The organism is Dechloromonas hortensis (assembly GCF_009469765.1).
In the GTDB taxonomy this organism is placed as follows: domain Bacteria; phylum Pseudomonadota; class Gammaproteobacteria; order Burkholderiales; family Rhodocyclaceae; genus Azonexus; species Azonexus hortensis.
Window position 1 is genome coordinate 413439 of sequence record NZ_SSSQ01000001.1, and the last position, 18707, is coordinate 432145.

19 protein-coding genes are annotated in these 18707 nt (G+C 64.1%); 6 read left to right on the forward strand and 13 right to left on the reverse strand.

Annotated elements, in window-relative coordinates; all coding sequences use genetic code 11:
• Positions 1-27 precede the first annotated feature (27 nt).
• Genes GH663_RS02060 through GH663_RS02095 form a run of 8 tightly spaced genes read right to left on the reverse strand, consistent with a single transcriptional unit; the run spans position 28 to position 6420 of the window.
• Positions 28-474 (reverse strand): outer membrane lipoprotein, encoded by a 447-nt coding sequence (locus GH663_RS02060; protein ID WP_153130067.1) that lies wholly within the window; start codon positions 472-474, stop codon positions 28-30.
• A gap of 8 nt (positions 475-482) precedes the next feature.
• On the reverse strand, positions 483-1415 hold the full coding sequence (locus GH663_RS02065; protein ID WP_153130068.1) for a carbohydrate kinase family protein: 933 nt from the start codon (positions 1413-1415) through the stop codon (positions 483-485).
• Between the two features lie 9 nt (positions 1416-1424).
• The gene (locus tag GH663_RS02070) at positions 1425-2564 is read right to left on the reverse strand and encodes a DUF3426 domain-containing protein (protein WP_170291312.1); all 1140 of its coding nucleotides are present in this window, start codon (positions 2562-2564) and stop codon (positions 1425-1427) included.
• Entirely contained in the window at positions 2540-3430 is an 891-nt protein-coding gene (gene prmA, locus GH663_RS02075) for a 50S ribosomal protein L11 methyltransferase (RefSeq protein ID WP_153130070.1), read from the reverse strand. Before prmA ends, GH663_RS02070 begins: the two co-directional genes overlap by 25 nt.
• Positions 3431-3432: 2 nt before the next feature.
• Positions 3433-4791 (reverse strand): acetyl-CoA carboxylase biotin carboxylase subunit, encoded by a 1359-nt coding sequence (gene accC, locus GH663_RS02080; RefSeq protein WP_066886774.1) that lies wholly within the window; start codon positions 4789-4791, stop codon positions 3433-3435.
• Positions 4792-4798: 7 nt separating this feature from the next.
• A complete protein-coding gene (gene accB / locus GH663_RS02085) occupies positions 4799-5254 on the reverse strand; it encodes an acetyl-CoA carboxylase biotin carboxyl carrier protein (RefSeq protein WP_066886713.1) in 456 nt (151 codons plus the stop codon).
• 56 nt (positions 5255-5310) lie between these two features.
• Positions 5311-5790, reverse strand: a complete 480-nt coding sequence (aroQ, locus tag GH663_RS02090; RefSeq protein WP_153130071.1) for a type II 3-dehydroquinate dehydratase — start codon at positions 5788-5790, stop codon at positions 5311-5313.
• Positions 5791-5829: 39 nt separating this feature from the next.
• Positions 5830-6420, reverse strand: a complete 591-nt coding sequence (locus GH663_RS02095) for a hypothetical protein (protein WP_153130072.1) — start codon at positions 6418-6420, stop codon at positions 5830-5832.
• A gap of 50 nt (positions 6421-6470) precedes the next feature.
• Here GH663_RS02095 and mpl point away from each other — a divergent pair, with 50 nt between their 5' ends.
• Positions 6471-7817 carry a UDP-N-acetylmuramate:L-alanyl-gamma-D-glutamyl-meso-diaminopimelate ligase gene (gene mpl, locus GH663_RS02100; protein ID WP_153130073.1) on the forward strand — a complete coding sequence of 449 codons (1347 nt, stop codon included), beginning with the start codon at positions 6471-6473 and terminating at the stop codon, positions 7815-7817.
• Positions 7818-7993: 176 nt separating this feature from the next.
• Here the strand turns inward: mpl and GH663_RS02105 are convergent, their stop codons facing one another.
• The 5 genes from GH663_RS02105 to nikR form a co-directional block, all read right to left on the reverse strand.
• Complete coding sequence (locus tag GH663_RS02105; RefSeq protein ID WP_153130074.1) at positions 7994-10270, reverse strand: NADP-dependent malic enzyme; 2277 nt, start codon at positions 10268-10270, stop codon at positions 7994-7996.
• Positions 10271-10364: 94 nt separating this feature from the next.
• On the reverse strand, positions 10365-12383 hold the full coding sequence (locus GH663_RS02110; RefSeq protein ID WP_246181477.1) for a TonB-dependent receptor: 2019 nt from the start codon (positions 12381-12383) through the stop codon (positions 10365-10367).
• Between the two features lie 89 nt (positions 12384-12472).
• Complete coding sequence (locus tag GH663_RS02115; protein ID WP_153130076.1) at positions 12473-13282, reverse strand: HoxN/HupN/NixA family nickel/cobalt transporter; 810 nt, start codon at positions 13280-13282, stop codon at positions 12473-12475.
• A 103-nt stretch (positions 13283-13385) separates the two neighbouring features.
• Positions 13386-14741 carry a PAS domain-containing sensor histidine kinase gene (locus GH663_RS02120; RefSeq protein WP_153130077.1) on the reverse strand — a complete coding sequence of 452 codons (1356 nt, stop codon included), beginning with the start codon at positions 14739-14741 and terminating at the stop codon, positions 13386-13388.
• Complete coding sequence (nikR, locus tag GH663_RS02125; protein WP_066886686.1) at positions 14716-15180, reverse strand: nickel-responsive transcriptional regulator NikR; 465 nt, start codon at positions 15178-15180, stop codon at positions 14716-14718. Before nikR ends, GH663_RS02120 begins: the two co-directional genes overlap by 26 nt.
• 78 nt (positions 15181-15258) lie before the next feature.
• Between nikR and GH663_RS02130 the strand changes: the two genes are divergently transcribed.
• The 5 genes from GH663_RS02130 (at position 15259) to GH663_RS02150 (ending at position 18703) form a co-directional block, all read left to right on the forward strand.
• Positions 15259-15585 carry a metal-sulfur cluster assembly factor gene (locus GH663_RS02130; RefSeq protein ID WP_153130078.1) on the forward strand — a complete coding sequence of 109 codons (327 nt, stop codon included), beginning with the start codon at positions 15259-15261 and terminating at the stop codon, positions 15583-15585.
• Positions 15582-16658 (forward strand): DUF8744 domain-containing protein, encoded by a 1077-nt coding sequence (locus tag GH663_RS02135; RefSeq protein ID WP_153130079.1) that lies wholly within the window; start codon positions 15582-15584, stop codon positions 16656-16658. Before GH663_RS02130 ends, GH663_RS02135 begins: the two co-directional genes overlap by 4 nt.
• On the forward strand, positions 16655-17047 hold the full coding sequence (locus tag GH663_RS02140) for a hemerythrin domain-containing protein (RefSeq protein ID WP_153130080.1): 393 nt from the start codon (positions 16655-16657) through the stop codon (positions 17045-17047). The genes GH663_RS02135 and GH663_RS02140 overlap by 4 nt, the downstream gene beginning before the upstream one ends.
• 193 nt (positions 17048-17240) lie before the next feature.
• Positions 17241-18206, forward strand: coding sequence for an AAA family ATPase (locus GH663_RS02145; protein ID WP_066886772.1), 966 nt, complete (start codon positions 17241-17243; stop codon positions 18204-18206).
• 89 nt (positions 18207-18295) lie between these two features.
• Positions 18296-18703 carry an OsmC family protein gene (locus GH663_RS02150; RefSeq protein ID WP_153130081.1) on the forward strand — a complete coding sequence of 136 codons (408 nt, stop codon included), beginning with the start codon at positions 18296-18298 and terminating at the stop codon, positions 18701-18703.
• Positions 18704-18707 lie beyond the last annotated feature (4 nt).

The window sequence follows — 18707 nt, forward strand, 5'->3', positions numbered from 1 at the left end:
CTATTGCCTGATTTTTACAGACAAGTTTCAGCGCGTGACGCGCGTCTCGCCCTGGCCGGACAGCACGCGCACGGGGTCACCTGCCCGGAATTCGCCGGGCACGGCTTCCTGGACGACAACAATCATTCGGCCACCATCCAGTTCGACGGTAATCTCCAGCGCCTCCTTGCGGGTCACACCTTCCTCGACCGCACTACCGGCCAGGCCACCGGCAACGGCCCCGAGCACGGCACCGACGATCTGTCCCTTGCCGCCCCCAACGGTGCTACCGGCGACGCCGCCGACGGCAGCACCGGCCATTGCCCCGACGCCCGATTTGGTGCCTTCCATGCGCACCGGGCGCACCGATTCGACGACGCCCTTGCGCACAGTCATTTCACGACGAGCCTGATCGCGCGTGTAGACATCGCCGGATTTGCTGCTGGCGCACGCGCCAAGCAACAAGGCAACGAGCAACAGGGAGAGCGTTTTCATAGCTATTTTTACCAGGGCAAGGCGCCAAAGGCACGTTGATAGCGGGCGGCAATTTCCTCGCGGCTCGGCTGGTGGTTCTGACCACCGCGATGGGCAATCTTGATCGCCCCCATCACCGAGGCCAGGCGGCCCGTGGTCAGCCAGTCGAAGCCGTTGGCAATGCCATAGAGCAGACCGGCACGGTAGGCGTCGCCACAGCCGGTCGGATCGACCACGTCGTCGGCTTCGACACAGGGAATGTCGTAGCGTTGGCCACCAGCGTAAATCTCGGAACCTTCGCCGCCCCGGGTGACGATCAGCGCCTGAACTTCCGTCGCCAGTTGTTCCAGGCTGCGGCCGGTCCGTTCGCAGAGCAGCTTGGCCTCGTAATCGTTGAAACAGGCGTATTCGGCCTGGCGCATGAATTCGAGCAGATCATCGCCGCTGAACATCGGCAGGCCCTGGCCCGGATCGAAGACGAAAGGCACGCCGGCCGCGGCAAAGTCGCGGGCGTGCTGCATCATGCCTTCACGGCCATCCGGTGCGACGATGCCGAGCTTGGGCTGGGCATGCTCGACCTTGTTGAGATGAGAAAAGCTCATCGCCCCCGGGTGGAAAGCAGTGATCTGGTTGTCATCGAGGTCGGTGGTGATGAAGGCCTGGGCGGTAAAACTGCCCGGTACCTGGCGGACATGGGCGCGCGACAGGCCGAGACGGTCCAGACGCTCGAGGTAGGCCGGCGCATCGTCGCCGACCGTCGCCATGATCAGCGGCTCGCCACCGAGCAGCATCAGGTTGTAGGCAATGTTGCCGGCACAACCGCCGAACTCCCGGCGCATTTCCGGAACCAGGAAGGCCACGTTCAGAATGTGGATCTGCTCGGGCAGGATGTGGTTTTTGAAGCGGTCAGGAAAGACCATGATGTTGTCGAAGGCCAGCGAACCGCAAATCAGGGTAGTCATCGAAAATTCTCAGGGGTAAAAGACATAAAGTCGGTAGCCGGCAGCACCGATGCCCTTGGCCTCGATCCACAGGCGCACCGCGACTTCGCCGTTGGCCGGGAAGGACGCGGGTGGCGCGCTCGGTGGCAGGTAGTCGGGGGGCAGCAATACGCGGCGGGAAACGACGGTGTCGTGGGTATCGGTCAGGGTCAGTTCGAGCGCCGGCCAGGCTTGGGCAAAGCTGGCCCGATTGCGCAGCGTGGCCTGCAGCACGAACAGGCCGCGCTGGTTGTCCGACTGCAGATCGGAGGTCTCGATGGCGACCAGTTCGGAATTCTGCGCCAGCGGCACGTCGACCGCAGCAAGTTCATAGAGTGCCGCCGCCGATGGCATCCGCTGCACTACCTCGGTACGGAAGTAGTAGAGCAACTGGCCGATCAACACGGCGACCAGGATAATCGAGCACAGCACGAACGGCCAGACCGGACGCCGCCCCGGTTCGCTGTCGAAACCACCCAGTCCGTTACCGGCTAGGGTGCCGGCCGCCCAGCGGTTGTAGCCGGGCATTTCGCTCAACTCGCGGGCCGCAACCAGGCCGGCCTCACGAGCGGCATATGTCGAGGCCTCCAGGGTCTCGGCAGAAGCCAGCGACTCGTCGGGGCTGGTGGGCGGAACGGTTTCGGCCGCCGGCTCTGGCTCTGGCTCTGGCTCTGGCTCTGGCTCTGGCTCTGGCTCTGGCTCTGGCTCTGGCTCTGGCTCTGGCTCTGGCTCTGGCTCTGGCTCTGGCTCCGGCTCCGGCTCCGGCTCCGGCTCCGGCTCCGGCTCCGGCTCCGGCTCCGGCTCCGGCTCCGGCTCCGGCTCCGGCTGCCAATTGGATTCCACCGGTACGGCCGGGGCAAGAACTTCGAGGGGTATTTGTTCAGCAGGTACCGAAACCGGCAGTTCTGGCTCGGCTGGCGGAGCGAGCGTCACTGGTTCGCTAACAACAGGCGACACCGATACAACATCCGGCGGGTCCTGCAGCAGTTCGTCAAAAGCATTGAACAGGGCCTGGCAATGGCCGCAACGGACCTTGCCGGCCTTCAGACGCAACTGCTCGGTCGTCACACGGAAAACCGTGCTGCAGACCGGGCAGCGTGTCCGCATCAGGGCTTGACCCCGCTCAAGCACACCCAATCCTCACGCGTATCGGCGACCTGCATCGGCATCCACTGCGCGTAAATGGCGATGATTTCCTCAGCCTGCTCGCGCAGGATACCGGACAGGGCCAAGCGGCCACCGGAACGGACATGGGCGCAGATGGCCGGGGCCAGCACCCGCAGCGGATTGGAAAGGATGTTGGCGACGACCAGATCGTATTCGCCGGCCACCGGTTGGGCCGAATCGGCAAACAGCGCCGTGACGCCATTGCGCTCGGCATTGGCCCGCGCCGCGTCAACAGCCTGCGGGTCGATATCGACCCCGGCCACCCGACCGGCGCCGAGGCGGGCCGCGGCAATGGCCAGGATGCCGGAACCGCAACCGTAGTCGAGTACCGTGCACTCGGCCGTCAGGTTACGCTCCAGCCACTCCAGGCAAAGCCGGGTGGTCGGGTGCGAACCGGTGCCGAAAGCCATGCCCGGATCAAGAATCAGGTTGACCGCCGCCGGGTCCGGCGACTCGTGCCACGAGGGCACGATCCACAGGCGCTCGGAAACACGGATCGGGTCGAACTGCGACTGGGTCAGTTGCACCCAGTTCTGCTCGGCCACCTCCTCGACGCTGTACTCCGCCACAGTGGGCAGACCGATCGCCGCTGCCGCTTCGGCGAGCAGCGCGTCGATATCGGCATCCGCCTCGAGCAGCGCGACGACGCGCGAATGCTCCCAACCCGGCGAATTGACCGAACCGGGTTCGCCGAACTGCGGCTGCTCGTCCGGCGTACCGGCATCGGCATCCTCCAGCGAGGCTGACAGGGCACCGGCCTCGAGCAAGGCATCACACATCGGCTCGGCATGCGCCGCGTCGGTCAAGAAACTGACACTTTTCCAGCCCATGCTCAGTTCTTCACTTCGCCCTTGTCGGCGAGTTTTTGTTCGAGATAGTGAATGCTCGTGCCGCCTTCGACGAAACGGGCATCCTGCATCAGTTCCTGGTGCAGCGGAATATTGGTCTTGATGCCCTGAATGCTCATCTCGGACAGCGCAATCCGCATCCGGCGAATCGCCTGCTCGCGGGTATCGCCGTAGGCAATCACCTTGGCCACCATGGAGTCGTAATGCGACGGCACGGTATAGCCCTGATAGATGTGCGAATCAACCCGGATACCGGGGCCGCCGGGCGGATGATAAAAGGTGATCTTGCCGGGAGACGGCACGAACGTGAAGGGATCTTCAGCGTTGATGCGGCATTCGACCGAGTGGCCGCGGAACACGATGTCCTTCTGCTTGTAGCGCAGCTTCTCGCCGGCCGCGACGCGAATCTGTTCCTGCACGATATCGACGCCGGTGATCATTTCGGTCACTGGATGCTCGACCTGCACGCGGGTGTTCATTTCGATGAAGTAGAACTCACCGTTCTCGTAGAGGAACTCGAAAGTCCCCGCGCCGCGATAACCGATCTTGCGGCAGGCTTCGGCACAGCGCTCGCCGATCCGGCTGATCAGGCGGGCCGGAATATGCGGCGCCGGCGCCTCTTCGATGACCTTCTGGTGGCGGCGCTGCATCGAGCAGTCGCGTTCGCCGAGGTAGATCGCGCTCTTGTACTCGTCGGCCAGGACCTGGATTTCCACGTGACGCGGGTTTTCCAGGTACTTTTCCATGTACACCGCCGGATTGCCGAAGAACGTACCGGCTTCCTGACGGGTCATGCCCACGGCGTTGACCAGGGCAGCTTCGGTGTGGACAACACGCATGCCGCGCCCGCCGCCGCCACCGGCCGCCTTGATGATCACCGGGTAGCCGACGGCGCGGGCGATCTTGATGATTTCCTTCGGGTCTTCCGGCAGCGCGCCGTCGGAACCGGGCACGCAGGGCACGCCGGCTTCTTTCATGGCGTTCTTGGCCGACACCTTGTCGCCCATCAGGCGAATGGTTTCGGCGCGCGGGCCGATGAAGACGAAACCGGAGGTTTCGACGCGCTCGGCAAAGTCGGCGTTTTCGGAAAGGAAGCCGTAACCCGGGTGAATGGCCTGGGCGTCGGTGACTTCGGCTGCCGAGATGATGGCTGGCACGTTCAGGTAGCTCAGCGTCGACGAAGCCGGTCCAATACAGACCGACTCGTCGGCCAGCTTGACGTATTTCGCATCGCGGTCGGCCTCGGAGTGCACGACCACCGTCTTGATGCCCAGCTCGCGGCAGGCGCGCTGGATACGCAGCGCAATTTCCCCGCGATTGGCGATAAGAATTTTTTCGAACATGGCCATATCAGCCAATCACGAACAGCGGTTCACCAAATTCGACCGGCTCGCCATTCTCAAGCAGGATAGCCTTGACCACGCCGGAGGCATCGGCTTCGATTTCGTTGAGCAGCTTCATCGCTTCGATGATGCACAGCGTGTCGCCCTGCTTGACGCTCTGGCCGATCTGCACGAAAGCTTCGGCACCCGGCGACGGCGAACGGTAGAAGGTACCGACCATCGGTGACTTGACGACGTGGCCTTCCGGCAGCTCGTCTTCGTCATCGAGATTGACCGAGGAAGCGGCCGGGGCGCCCGGGGCTTGCATGGGCATCGGGGCGGCATAATATTGTTGCGGGGCAGCGTTGACCGCACCGTAATGCTTGGCAATGCGCACTTTTTCTTCGCCTTCGGTCACTTCCAGCTCGGAAATACCCGATTCCTGAACGAGGTCGATGAGTTTTTTGAGTTTACGCAGATCCATGGATGACTCCCTTCTGTATTGCGCCGCAGGGACGCAAAAAGCCGGCCGAAGCCGGACTATTCGATATTAAGTTTGTTAAGCAGGTACTCGAGGGCCAGCAGATAGCCCTGATGACCCAGGCCGCAGATAACGCCGATGGCTAGGTCAGAGAAATAAGAGTGGTGCCGGAACGGTTCGCGGGCATGCACGTTGGACAGATGCACTTCGACGAACGGAATGGCCACCGCCGCCAGCGCATCGCGCAGGGCGACACTGGTATGGGTGTAGGCCGCCGGATTGATGATGATGGCGCGCACACCCTGCTCGCGGGCAGCGTGGATGCGCTCGATCAACGCCCCTTCGTGATTGCTCTGGAAAGCCTCGAGCTCAACGCCAGCACTTTCGGCCAGTTGGGCCAGCGCCAGGTTGATATCCGACAGGGTCACCCGGCCATAATGTTCGGGTTCACGAGTGCCAAGCAGGTTCAGATTTGGCCCGTGCATCACCAGGATGCGGGGCTTGTCGGCCGGCTTGGAATCGGGCTTTTGCTTCTTCATAGCTGCAAGTTTGCCGCAAATCGCAGCATTTTGTCTAGCTTATTCCGAAAGTAAGGCACGCAGCGTATCGGCGCGGACACGTTCGCGCTGGCGGCCGTCCCGATGCTTCAGACTGACCCTTTCCAGCAGGGGCGACATGATAACAAGGTTCGCCTCAACCGTGTCTGTCTCCATCACTAGGACCGCCTCGACGCGCTCATTGCGCGAATCGGCATGCTCGACATCGATGCCGCGATTGAGCAGGAAGATCTCGACCTCCTTGGCACTGTCGGCAAAGAGCAGGATGTCGATCCGTGAATGCTCGCCGGCCGTGCCGTCGAGTACCGAACCGGTCAGGTAGGGATGGAAATCGGCCAGCAAGTCGAGCAACTCGAGCGCCGAATGACGCATGGCGAGCAGCATCTCCTCGTGCTCATCGCCGTTGTACAGGCTACGATAGGCCCGTAATTCGGCCTCAACTTCGGCATTGTCGGGAAACGCGACATGCTCGCTCAGCCCTAGCTGGCGGGCGGCCTTGCGTTTGGCCTGGTGATAGTCGGTAATGCCATCCTCCGCCATCAGGCGGGCAGCGGCACTGGCAATACTGGCTCGCGTGCCGGCGAGCTGGCGGGGCCGTTCATGGCGGGGCATGGGCGCTCGATCAGGGTAAAATCGCCCCCATTCTAACGGCTCTCTGTGACATGCACATTCATATTCTCGGCATCTGCGGCACCTTCATGGGTGGCGTCGCCCAACTGGCGGTGGCCGCCGGCCACAAGGTTACCGGCTGCGATGCCAACGTCTATCCGCCGATGAGCGACCAGTTGCGCGGCGCCGGCGTCGAGCTGATCGAAGGCTTCGATATCGCCCAACTGGCGCTGCAGCCCGATGTCTTCGTCGTCGGCAACGCCATCTCGCGCAGCAACCCGCTGCTCGAAGCGGTGCTCGACAAGGGCCTGCCTTACGTTTCCGGCCCGCAGTGGCTGGCCGAAAACGTGTTGCAGGGACGCTGGGTGCTCGGCGTCGCCGGCACGCACGGCAAGACGACGACCAGTTCGATGCTGGCCTGGATTCTCGAAGACGCCCATATGGCGCCGGGTTTCCTGATTGGCGGCGTACCGCTTAATTTTGGCGTTTCGGCCCGCCTCGGCGAGACGCCCTTCTTCGTCATCGAAGCCGACGAGTACGACACCGCCTTCTGCGACAAACGCTCCAAGTTTGTCCATTACAAGCCGCGGACCGTCGTCCTGAACAATCTCGAATTCGATCACGCCGACATCTTCGCCGATCTCGCAGCCATCGAAACCCAATTCCATCACCTGGTTCGCACGCTGCCGGCCAGTGGCCTGATCGTCTCGAATGCTGGCGAAGCCAGCCTGGAGCGCGTGTTGCAGCGCGGTTGCTGGACGCCGGTCGAGCGGTTCAACGACGTGGCCGGCTATCGCGTTACCGGTGACGACGCCAGCGGCGAACTGGTCTTGCATGGCGCGCAGGGTGAAATCGGCCGCACGACCTGGGCCCTCTCTGGCGAACACAACCGGGCCAATGCCTGTGCCGCGCTGCTCGCCGCCCGCCACGTCGGCGTGCCGCTCGACAAGGGGCTGGAAGCGCTGTCCCGCTTCATCAACGTCAAGCGCCGCATGGAAGTGCGCGGCGAGGTGCGCGGCATTACGGTATACGACGACTTTGCCCACCATCCGACGGCGATCACGACCACGGTGGCCGGCCTGCGCCGCAAGGTGGGCGACGCCCGCATCCTGGCCGTGCTCGAACCGCGCTCGAACACCATGAAGCTGGGCACGATGAAAAGCCAGTTGCCGGACAGCCTGCGCGAAGTCGATACCGCCTTCTGCTATGCCGCCAACCTCGGCTGGGACGCCCGCGAAGCGCTGGCGCCGATGGGCGAACGGGCGCTGGTTGAAGACAACCTCGACGAACTGGTCGCTAAAATCGTCGCGGCCGCCCGGCCCGGCGACCAGATCCTGGTGATGAGCAACGGCGGCTTTGGCGGCATCCACGGCAAGCTGCTGGCGGCGCTGGCCGGCTAAAGAAGCGGCCACTCCGCAGTCGCAACCCCGGTTTTAGCCGATGCCGGCGGTCGACCGCCAAAAACAGGGCATTTTCCAGGCAAGGCCGGCAAGACAATAAAAAACTGGCCGCCCCCTTGCGGGAAAGCGGCCGGCTGCAAGCTGGATTCCCGCCGTAGCGGGAATGCCTTTCCTGATTAACGCTCCATCGACTCGACAACGGCCAGCGCCGTCATATTGACGACGCGACGAACGGTCGCCGTCGAAGTCAGCACATGCACCGGACGGGCCGCGCCGAGCAGGATGGGGCCGATGGTGACGCCTTCGCCACCGGTCATCTTCAACAGGTTGTAGGAGATGTTGGCGGCGTCGATATTCGGCATCACCAGCAGGTTGGCTTCGCCGGTCAGCGGTGAATCCGGGTTGGCTTCGCGGCGGACGTCCTCGCTCAGCGCCGAGTCGCCGTGCATTTCGCCATCGACTTCCAGTTCGCCAGCCGACATCGCGGAAATCAGACCGGCGGCCTTGCTCATCTTGCGCGCCGACTCGGAGGAACCGGAACCGAAGTTGGAATGCGACAGCAGCGCCGCCTTCGGGTGGCTGCCGAAACGCTTGACCTGTTCGGCGGCCATCAGCGTCATTTCGGCAATCTCTTCCGCCGTCGGGTTTTCATTGACGTGGGTGTCGCAGATGAACAGCGAACGGGCCGGCAGCATCAGGTAGTTCATCGCGGCCAGCGTGTTGACGCCGGGGCGCTTGCCGATCACCTGATTGATCACGCCGAGGTGATGGCTGTACTGGCCGGTCATGCCGCAGATCATGCCGTCGGCGTAGCCGAGCTTGAGCAACATGGCGCCGATCACGGTCGGCTTGCGGCGCATCGATTCCTTGGCGATGGCCGGCGTCACGCCACGGCGCGCCATCAGCTTGTGGTAGGCACTCCAGCACTCGCGGTAACGCTCGTCGGATTCCGGATTGACGATGTCGAAATCGACCCCCGACTTGATGCGCAGGTTGGCCTTGGCCAGACGGTGCTCGATGACTTCCGGACGACCGACCAGAATCGGACGGGCGAATTTTTCTTCGATCACGACCTGAACGGCGCGCAAAACGCGCTCATCTTCACCTTCGGCGAAAATGATGCGCTTGCCCTTGGCCTGACGGGCGGCCTGGAAAATGGCACGCATGCCGACGCCGGTGTGATAGACGAACTCGGAGAGCTTGGCGCGGTAGGCGGCCCAGTCGGTAATCGGACGGGTGGCGACGCCGGAGTCGATGGCGGCCTGGGCGACGGCCGGCGCGATCTTGACGATCAGGCGCGGGTCGAAAGGCTTCGGAATCAGGTATTCCGGACCGAAGTTGAGGTCGTGACCGGGATAGGCCATCGCCACTTCGTCAGTCACTTCGGCTTCGGCCAGTTCGGCGATGGCGCGCACCGAAGCCATCTTCATTTCTTCGGTGATGCGGGTGGCGCCGACATCGAGCGCACCGCGGAAGATGAAGGGGAAGCACAGCACGTTGTTGACCTGGTTCACATAGTCGGAACGGCCGGTCGCGATGATCGCATCTGGGCGGACTTCCTTGACCAGTTCCGGCATGATTTCCGGGGTCGGGTTGGCCAGCGCGAACACCATCGGCTTTTCGGCCATGCTGACGACCATTTCCTGCTTGACCACACCGGCAGCCGACAGACCGAGGAAGACGTCGGCCCCGACCATGGCATCGGCCAGGGTACGGGCTTCGGTATTCTGGGCGTAGCGCGCCTTGGTTTCGTCAATATTGCCCGGGCGACCAACGTAGATGACGCCCTTGGAGTCGCAAACGGTGATGTTCTCGCGCTTGACGCCGAGATCGCACCACAGGTTCAGGCAGGAAATGGCGGCAGCACCGGCGCCGGAACAGACGACCTTGATCTCGTCGATCTTCTTGCCGACCACTTTCAGGCCATTCAGCATGGCGGCGCCGGAAATGATCGCCGTGCCGTGCTGGTCGTCGTGGAAGACCGGAATATTCATCCGCGCCTTGAGCTTCTCTTCAATATAGAAGCACTCGGGCGCCTTGATGTCTTCCAGATTGATGCCGCCGAGCGTCGGCTCCATGGCGGCGATCATGTCGATCAGCTTGTCGGGGTCGTTCTCGGCCAGTTCGATGTCGAAGACGTCGATCCCGGCGAATTTCTTGAACAGGCAACCCTTGCCTTCCATGACCGGCTTGGCGGCGAGCGGGCCGATGTTGCCCAGACCGAGCACGGCGGTGCCGTTGGTGATGACGCCGACCAGATTGGCGCGGGAGGTCATTTCGGCGGCCATCGAAGGGTCTTCGACGATCAGGTCGCAGGCCGCAGCAACGCCGGGCGAGTAGGCCAGTGCGAGATCGCGCTGGTTGGTCAGACCCTTGGTCGGGCGGACCGAAATCTTGCCCGGGGTGGGCCAGCGATGGTATTCAAGTGCGGCTTCGCGCAAATCCTTTTCCACGGATTCTCCTTGGACTGTCGGCTATTAGGGAAAACCCCGTAGGTTACTCCAAAGGTCGAACCCGGGCAAAGGTGGAAAGCACGTATTTTTCGCCTCAGAAACGATGCGAAATGGTCAGCCGGGCGCTGCGCGGCTCGCCCGGATGGACATGGCGATCGAATATCGGCGAGCTTTCGCCGGCCAGTTGCGAGTCGTACCAGTACTCGATGTCATTGACCCGGCGATCGAACAGATTGTAGATATCGAGGGCCAGCGAAGTTTGCCGGTCGAAGCGGTAACCGAGGCGCAGATTGATCAGCGCCGACCCCGGCGCCCGTACCGAATTGTCCTCGATCAGCGGCCGCGAGCCGAAATAGCGCAAGCGCAGAGCGCCAAACCACGGGCCGAGTTGATCGATGCTGAGGCCCAGATTGGCGGTGGTACCGACCGCCCCCGGAATGTAACTGCCTTCCGGCGCGGCATCCCGGAAACGGGCGTGCGACCAGGCGAGATCGGCATCGACCGCCAGCCAGTCATTCACCGCGTAGAAATTGGTCCACTCCAGACCGTAGCGCCGGGAAGGTCGTGAAGCCTCGGTCGTCCCGGCATCGCCGACGAAGAGCAGTTCGGACGCCGCTTCCAGTTGCCAGAGGGCGGCGGTCGACTGCCAGCCAGGCACGATTTCCGAACGCAGGCCAATTTCCTGGCCCTTGCTGCGAACCAGCGGTTTGACCGGGTTCACCGTGTCGCCACTGGCCGGATCGACGCGGATCGTCGTACCGCGCGCGTCGTTGGAATGGAAACCATGGCCGTAGTTCAGGTAGAGCTCGGTTTTTTGCCAGGGGCCGAAGACCAGCGAGAATTTTGGGGTCAACATCTGATCGCTAGCCGCACCGGCATTGGCGCTCAAATTGGCGTCCACCACAAAATCGTAGGCATCGGCCCGTAGCCCCTGGATGGAGCGGAACCACGAGGCCCAGCGCACTTCGTTCTGCGCCCACAGCCCGAGGCTGCGCTGGCTGACCCGATCCTCGCGCACAGTATTCCAAGTCTCACGCTGGCGGGTGTTGTAAAGGCCGACTGGATTCAGGCGGTCAACCCGGGCCTGCAGGCCGAAAGCGTTGCTGACCTCGAAACCGCCCCAACGATCAAAAACGGTGTGCGCCAGCGAGAAACCGCCGGCCTGCCGCCGTTCGCCCTGCTTGAACTGATCACCGGTGGCGCAACTACCGGTGGCGGCGTAATCGTTCAGGCAGTACTGAAAGTTGGACCATAGATCGAGGCCGGAACGCAGCCACCAGATATTGGCCGTGCTCTGGCTTTGCTCGCCCTGCTTGGCCCAGTCGGCGGCCAGGCTGTAGCGGTAAGTCTTGCCGCCGGTCGTCGAATCGAGCGTGCCGAAGCGGTCGACCGCGCCGCTGTCGATGGCGCGCTGGGCAATCTGGTCGGTGGACGTCCATTGCCCGCGATAGGCCATGCCGGTCACCGACCAACCATTGCGGCGGCTGCCTTCGCTATAGCGCAGCACGCCGTTCAGCTTGCGATAGTCTTCGCTGACCTGCCACGGCCCGTCGTTGTGAAACAGTTCCAGGCCATAAAGCAGGCGGCCGTTGGCCAGGGCCGGCGCCCCAGCGAGCAGGCTGCGGGCGTAGCCGTGCTGGCCGAGCGTCAGTTGGGCCAGCGTGCCGTCCAGCGTGCGGAAATAGTCGATATGTGCCGCTCCGGCCGACGAGAAATCGCCTTCGGCGGCGTAGTACGGCCCCTTGCGGTAACTGATGCGGTCGACCAGTTCGGGAATCAGGAAATTGAGGTCGGTATAGCCCTGGCCGTGGGCATGGCTCGGCATATTGACCGGCACGCCGCCGACGTAGGTGGCGAAATCGGTGCCGTGGTCGAGATTGAAACCGCGCAGGAAATACTGGTTGGCCTTGCCGTCGCCGGCATGCTGGGTAACGATCAGGCCGGGCACCATTTCCAGCGCCTCACCCGGGCGCAGGATCGGCACGGCGGCCAGACGCTGGCTGGAGACGACGCCCTGGCTGCCGGCGGCGGCGATGCCTTCGAGATTCTCGGCCTGTGCCCGAACTTCGACGGTCGACAGTTCGAGCGCATCGTCGGCGACCGCTCCAGTCATGGCGAGCAGCAAATATGAAGTTATTAGATTTTTTCTTAACGGCATCGCCAAAAAAGGCCGGTACCCCGGCCATCTCCCTGAATGATTGCTCAGACCGCCACGGGTCGCCGCGTCAGGCGCAGCGCTGCGAGAAAACTGAGGGCGATGATCGCCACCAGCAGAAAGCCGAAAACCAGCTCCTTGCCTTCGCTCCAGGCGTCGACCGCCGGCGACAGCAGCTTGGCGGCGCCAAAGGCGGCGACCAGCAGGCTGACGCCGGACACCACCAGCCCCATGACGCGCGAGGCGATCAGCGCCACCTGATCGGCGCGGGCGATCAGCCGGGCAATCCACAAACCGTTGATGCCGTCGGTGAGCAGCATGCCGAGCATGAACAGCATCGCCAGCAGCAAGGCATGCTGCCAGCCGCCGAACTGGCTGGCGGTCAGCGCGAAGAAGGCGGCTTGCGACAGCGTGTCGAAGGAGAGCGCGAACAGCGCACCGACCAGAGCGATCAGCGCCGGGTGCGAAACCTGGCGCAGGCTGCCAAGCAGGCGCCCTTTCAGGCCGACCGGCTGCACCAGCTGATCGGGGCCGGCGCGCAGCACGGCGGCGAGGTTGAGGCTGCCCAGAGCGACCAGGAAAGCGATCGAGATCACCGCGCCGAGCACGCCGAACCATTCCGGCACTTCCCATTGCCCGGCCAGCGCCGAAACGCCGAGGGCGATGGCCATCACCACCGCGCCGTGGCCGAGCGAGAACAGGGTGCCGCAGTAGCGCGCCAGGCGCGGCTGACGGCGGGCGTTGTAGCGGGTCAGGCCGTCGATGGTGGCGAGATGGTCGGCATCGAAACCGTGCTTCATGCCAAGCACGAAGGTCAGGATCAGCAGCGACAGCCAGTCGGTGGGCAGGGTTTCCATGGCGCTCGTATGAAAATTTTAATCATCTTCATACAAGGACTGTGCCAGATCAATAAGTCATTGTTCGTATTGACCTCGGCCTTTGATCGCCCCGCCCAGGTGGTCAGCGGCTTTCCACTGGCAGTGCAAGGATGAATTCCGCTCCGCCCGTCGCGGCGTTGTGTGCCGTCAGGCTGCCGCCATGGCGGTCGACGATGCCGTAGCTGATCGACAGGCCGAGCCCGGTGCCCTGGCCGACCGGCTTGGTCGTGAAGAAGGGTTCGAACAGGCGACCGAGATGCTCGGCGGGAATGCCCGGACCGTTGTCGATGAAACGCAGCACGGCGCGCCCCGCCTCGATCGCACCGACGATCTTCAGTTGCGCCGTCGGCTGGCCGGCCGTTGCGTCGCAAGCGTTCTGCACCAGATTCATCACCACCTGCTGCAACTGCCCGGAGGAGCCGGGGCAAACCAGCTTGGGCGGCAGATCGACCTCGACCGCAAAGCGGGCCGCGGCACTCTGCACCACCCAACGTACCGAGCGCTCGACCACCTCGTTCAGGCTGACCTGCTCCGGCGTCATCTTGTCCACCGCCGAGAAGCGCTTCAGCGCATCGACGATGTCGCGCGTCCGCTCGGCACCCTCGATCATGCCGTCGATCAGGTGCGGCATGTCGGCCAGGATGCGGTCGATGCGCAACTGCTGGCGCATGTCCTGCACGGCGGCGTCGTCCGCCGCGGCGCTGGCATGGACGGTGCCGAGATAGCTTTCCAGGCGGCTGGCATAGCGCTGCAGCGACAGCACGTTGCCGAGCACGAAGCTGATCGGGTTGTTCAGTTCGTGTGCGACGCCGGCCACCAGCCGACCGAGCGAGACCATCTTCTCGGCGTGCAGCAACTGGCCTTGCGTCCGCTTCAAATCGTCGTGCGCCTGGCGCAGCGCCGAGTAGGCGCGGCGCAGTTCGCCGACCGGGCGGCCGGTGACGACCATGCCCATCAGCTTGCCGGTCTGCGAGACGCGCGGCGTGCAGTTCATCGAGACCGGCACGGTCGCCCCGTCGCCGGCCCGCAAAAAGAACTCGCAGTCGTGCACGCCTTCCCGGCCATAGCGGGCGAAGACTTCACGGGCCTTGGCCTGCTCGGCCGCATCGGCGAAAAGCTCGAAGAGCGCCGTTCCCAGCAGGCCTTCGGCCGTCTTGCCAGTGATATGGCAGAGCGAGGGATTGACCTCTTCGATGCCGCCGTTGCGGTCGCAGACGATCAGGATGTCGGACATCGAGGCGAGCACGCTCTCGATGAACTGGTGCGACTCTTCGAGCGCCGCATTCTTTTCTTCCAGCGCCACCTCGTACTGGAGGAGGTCGTTATAGACCTCGTCCATCTTCTGGATGACCTCGATCCAGGCCTGCTCGCCGCCCGGCGGCAAGGGCGAGCCGCTATCGCCGCTCTCCGGCTCAGCGGGCGGGACGGTAGTGGACATGCGCGGCGCCGTGTTCGTCGTGGGCGTGGTGCTGTTCGGCTTCGAGGGCGATGACGTTGAGCTTGCCGTGGCGAACGCCGCGCTCGGCCATCAGGGCATCGGCGAACTGCCGGACGGCGGCGGTCGACCCTTTCAAAATCACCGATTCCAGACAGTTGTCGTGGTCGAGATGGCTGTGCAGCGCCGCCACCGTCAGGTCGTGATGGTCGTGCTGCAACCCGGTCAGCCGTTCGGCCAACTCGCGCTCGTGGTGGTTGTAGACGTAGGACAGGTTGGCGACGCAATGGCCGGCCGGCGGGTCGCGCTGGCGGTCGCTCTCGATGGCGCCGCGAATCAGGTCGCGCACCGCTTCCGAGCGGTTGCTGTAGCCGCGCGCCGCGATCAGTTCGTCGAACTGTTTCGCCAAGGCCTCGTCCAGTGAAATGGTGAAGCGTTCCATGTTCTTTGCTCCCTGCTAAATTTCCGCCGCGACACCGGTGCTAGCATGTCCTGCATCGCATTCTAACGTCTGCCCCCGATGACCGCTGCCCCTGATACCGAACTGATCCGCAAAGCCCTGCGCAAGGTGGTTGACCCCGAAGTCGGGGCCAATATCGTCGATCTCGGCCTGATCTACCGCATCGAGATCGACGCCCCGCAACTGCTGATCGAAATGACGATGACCTCGCCGGCCTGCCCGATGGGCGAGATGATCATCGACGACGCCTACAGCGAACTCGACCGCATCCTGCCCGAGGACTGGCAGCCGGAAATCCGCCTGGTCTGGGAACCGCCGTGGACGCCGGCGATGATGAGCGAAAAATGCCGCCTCAGCCTCGGCTGGGAACCCGAACCGACGCCATGAGCGCCAGCGGCGACCTGCGCCCGGGCGGCCGTCTGCCGCTGCTCTTTTTCGGCATGCTCTCGCTGCTCGGCGGCGTGCTGGCCGGCCTCGCCCGGCTCGGCTGGGAGGTACCGACAGCGGCCGCCCAGGCCACCGGCGTGCACGGCCCGCTGATGATCACCGCCTTTTTCGGCACCGTGATCAGCCTCGAACGCGCCGTCGCCGCCGGCCGCCGCTGGGCCTATCTGGCGCCGCTGGCTGCCGGCACCGGCGGTCTCACCCTGCTCGCCGGGGCGCCGCTCCTCGTCGGCCAGACCCTGGGCAGCCTCGCCGCCCTCGGTTTGATCGCCGCCAGCGGCGTCGCCCTGCGCCGCCAGGTCGCCGCCTTCACCGTCGTCCTGACCCTGGCCGCTGCCTGCTGGCTGGTCGGTAACGGACTCTGGCTGTTCACCGGCGACGTGAACGCGGGCATCGCCTGGTGGCTGCTTTTCCTGGTCCTGACCATTGCCGGCGAACGCCTGGAACTGACCCGTTTCCTGCCGACACCGCCAATCGCCCAGCGGCTGTTCATCGGCATCGTCGCCGTCCTGCTCGGCGCCGCCGCGTTCGGCAGCCAGCCGCTGTTTGCCGGCGGCCTGCTCGCCCTCGCCGGCTGGCTGCTGCGCTACGACATCGCCCGGCGCAATATCAAAACCGCCGGCCTGACCCGCTTCATCGCCGCCTGCCTGCTCTCGGGCTACGCCTGGCTGGCCGCCGCAGGCCTGCTCGGCCTGGCCGGCGCCTTCAGCCCCGGCCACCCGTGGCGCGACGCCGTGCTGCATGCGATCAGCCTCGGCTTCGTCTTTGCGATGGTCTTCGGCCACGCTCCGATCATTTTCCCGGCCGTTACCCGCATCAAGATTCCCTACCACCCGGCCCTTTACCTGCCGCTGGTCCTGCTCCACCTGAGCCTGGCCCTCCGCGTCTTCGGCGGCCTGAGCGAGCGTTTTGCCCTGCGCCAGCACGGGGCGTTGCTCAATGGCCTGGTCCTGCTGATTTTCATTGCCACCCTGGTGACGCTGGTTCGCCGCAATGCCCAACGAGGTTCACGATGAAACGCCATGCCGCCCTGCAGCAACTTTCCCGCGAGCACCACATCGCGCTCAAACTGGCCCGGCAAGCCCGCTTCGCCAGCGATTCCGGCAACCCGACGGCGATCGGCGAAGCGGCGGAAAAGATCAACACCCTGTTCGCCGAGGCCCTCGAACCGCATTTCCAGATCGAGGAAGCCGACCTGCTGCCGGCCCTGGCCAAGGCCGGCGGCGCAATCCTGGTCAAGCGCACCCTCGACGAACATGCCGAACTGCGCGCCCTCAACCAGCAACTGAGCGCCGCCGACGGCAGCAAATTGAGCCGCTTCGCCACCCTGCTCAACGATCACGTCCGCTTCGAGGAACGCGAATTGTTCGAACTCGCCCAGGACCTGCTCTACCCGGAACACTGAAGCGCCACGGGCAGCAATTGTCGGATTGCTGCGGTCGACCGGCAAAAATTGGCATTTTCCAAACAATACCGGCAGCCGCCCGACGCTGCCGCGCCCTTCCCGACCCCTCAAAAGCAGGAACGGGATATGCTTGACTCCACCTGCAGAACGCTTGATCCGTTATCTGGTCACAGAGCACATGGAGGAAGTCATCATGGCACACAGCGACATCCGACTCTCGGTCGCCGAGGAACGTACCATCTACGACGTAGGCGCCATCGAGCGCGCCATGGAAGAAGCGGCCGGCAACCGCAATGAAGCGCTGGCGACGCTCTACGACAAGATGAAACAGCGTGGCGGCGGCCGCTTCCTGGTCCGCCCGACCGGCGCCGACATGATCGACGAGCTCTACGACAGCTGCCCAAACTTCAGCGACGTCATCGACGACCTGCGCAAATACGTCGCGCTGTCGGTCGCCGGCAACGAGCCGATGAGCTTCACGCCCATCCTGCTGCTCGGCGAACCCGGCATCGGCAAGACCCATTTCGCCCGCGAACTGGCGGCCCGCCTCGGCACCGGCCACGAATTCATCTCGATGAGCTCGCTGACTGCCGGCTGGGTGCTGTCCGGCGCTTCCTCGCAGTGGAGCAACGCCAAGCCGGGCAAGGTGGCGCACACTTTGGTGCATGGCGACTTCGCCAACCCCATTGTGGTGCTCGACGAAGTCGACAAGGCCGGCGGCGATTCCCGCTACGACCCGATGGGCGCCCTCTACGGCCTGCTCGAAAAGGACACCGCGCGCGCCTTCAAGGACGAGTTCATCGACATCGACATCGACGCCTCGCACATCCTGTGGGTGACGACGGCCAACGACGAACGCTCAATCCCGGAACCCATCCTCAACCGGATGAACGTCTACGAAGTGCCGCGCCCCGACCACGATGCCGCGATCAGCATCGCCGCCGCGCTCTACCGCGAAATCGTCAGCCAGCACGACTGGGGCTTCCCGCCCGAAGCCGACGAAGCGGTCCTCGAACGCCTCGGTGCGCTGCCGCCGCGCGACATGCGCAAACGCCTGCTCGCCGCCTTCGGCACCGCCAAGCTGGAAGGCCGCAACTGGCTGGAAGGCAGGGACTTCGAACAGGCCCGGATGGGACGCAGCCGGAAGATCGGTTTCTAGGCCCGGCAGCCGGGCCGCGAACCCTGTCGGCCGGTGGCGGTCTGACCCAGGCCTGCCACCGGCCGGCATTTTCAATGGAGGGAGCGCTGATGTCTGGAACACCACTGATCAAGGCTGTCCTGAAAACCGTTCCCTATCGGGTCGAACTGTCCGACGACCAGGGTCACACTTGGGCTGCCGACGAGCCGCTCGAAGCCGGCGGCGGCAATGCCGGACCAACGCCGGAGAGCCTGGTACTGGCCAGCCTCGGCGCCTGCACGGCGATCACCGTCAAGATGGTGGCGGCGCGCCGGCAATGGCCGCTCGACGAAGTGCGGGTCGAACTGCAGCTCAACCCGGCCGGCAAGCCCGACAGCGGCAACGACATCGTGCGCCGAATCGAACTGCTCGGCACACTCGACAACGATCAGCGCACCCAGTTGCTGAAGATCGCCAACGCCTGCCCGATGCACAAGCTGCTCAGCGGCGAGATCCGCATCCATAGCGAATTGCGCTGAAGGC

What these genes read in the sequence shown, in the direction of transcription:
- nikR (WP_066886686.1), bottom strand. Translation starts at nt 15,180, where the DNA reads ATGGAACGCTTCACCATTTCACTGGACGAGGCCTTGGCGAAACAGTTC.
- accC (WP_066886774.1), bottom strand. Translation starts at nt 4,791, where the DNA reads ATGTTCGAAAAAATTCTTATCGCCAATCGCGGGGAAATTGCGCTGCGT.
- GH663_RS02145 (WP_066886772.1), top strand. Translation starts at nt 17,241, where the DNA reads ATGGCACACAGCGACATCCGACTCTCGGTCGCCGAGGAACGTACCATC.
- GH663_RS02130 (WP_153130078.1), top strand. Translation starts at nt 15,259, where the DNA reads ATGACCGCTGCCCCTGATACCGAACTGATCCGCAAAGCCCTGCGCAAG.
- GH663_RS02115 (WP_153130076.1), bottom strand. Translation starts at nt 13,282, where the DNA reads ATGGAAACCCTGCCCACCGACTGGCTGTCGCTGCTGATCCTGACCTTC.
- GH663_RS02150 (WP_153130081.1), top strand. Translation starts at nt 18,296, where the DNA reads ATGTCTGGAACACCACTGATCAAGGCTGTCCTGAAAACCGTTCCCTAT.
- GH663_RS02120 (WP_153130077.1), bottom strand. Translation starts at nt 14,741, where the DNA reads ATGTCCACTACCGTCCCGCCCGCTGAGCCGGAGAGCGGCGATAGCGGC.
- GH663_RS02060 (WP_153130067.1), bottom strand. Translation starts at nt 474, where the DNA reads ATGAAAACGCTCTCCCTGTTGCTCGTTGCCTTGTTGCTTGGCGCGTGC.
- prmA (WP_153130070.1), bottom strand. Translation starts at nt 3,430, where the DNA reads ATGGGCTGGAAAAGTGTCAGTTTCTTGACCGACGCGGCGCATGCCGAG.
- GH663_RS02135 (WP_153130079.1), top strand. Translation starts at nt 15,582, where the DNA reads ATGAGCGCCAGCGGCGACCTGCGCCCGGGCGGCCGTCTGCCGCTGCTC.
- GH663_RS02140 (WP_153130080.1), top strand. Translation starts at nt 16,655, where the DNA reads ATGAAACGCCATGCCGCCCTGCAGCAACTTTCCCGCGAGCACCACATC.
- accB (WP_066886713.1), bottom strand. Translation starts at nt 5,254, where the DNA reads ATGGATCTGCGTAAACTCAAAAAACTCATCGACCTCGTTCAGGAATCG.
- GH663_RS02065 (WP_153130068.1), bottom strand. Translation starts at nt 1,415, where the DNA reads ATGACTACCCTGATTTGCGGTTCGCTGGCCTTCGACAACATCATGGTC.
- aroQ (WP_153130071.1), bottom strand. Translation starts at nt 5,790, where the DNA reads ATGAAGAAGCAAAAGCCCGATTCCAAGCCGGCCGACAAGCCCCGCATC.
- GH663_RS02095 (WP_153130072.1), bottom strand. Translation starts at nt 6,420, where the DNA reads ATGCCCCGCCATGAACGGCCCCGCCAGCTCGCCGGCACGCGAGCCAGT.
- GH663_RS02110 (WP_246181477.1), bottom strand. Translation starts at nt 12,383, where the DNA reads ATGACTGGAGCGGTCGCCGACGATGCGCTCGAACTGTCGACCGTCGAA.
- mpl (WP_153130073.1), top strand. Translation starts at nt 6,471, where the DNA reads ATGCACATTCATATTCTCGGCATCTGCGGCACCTTCATGGGTGGCGTC.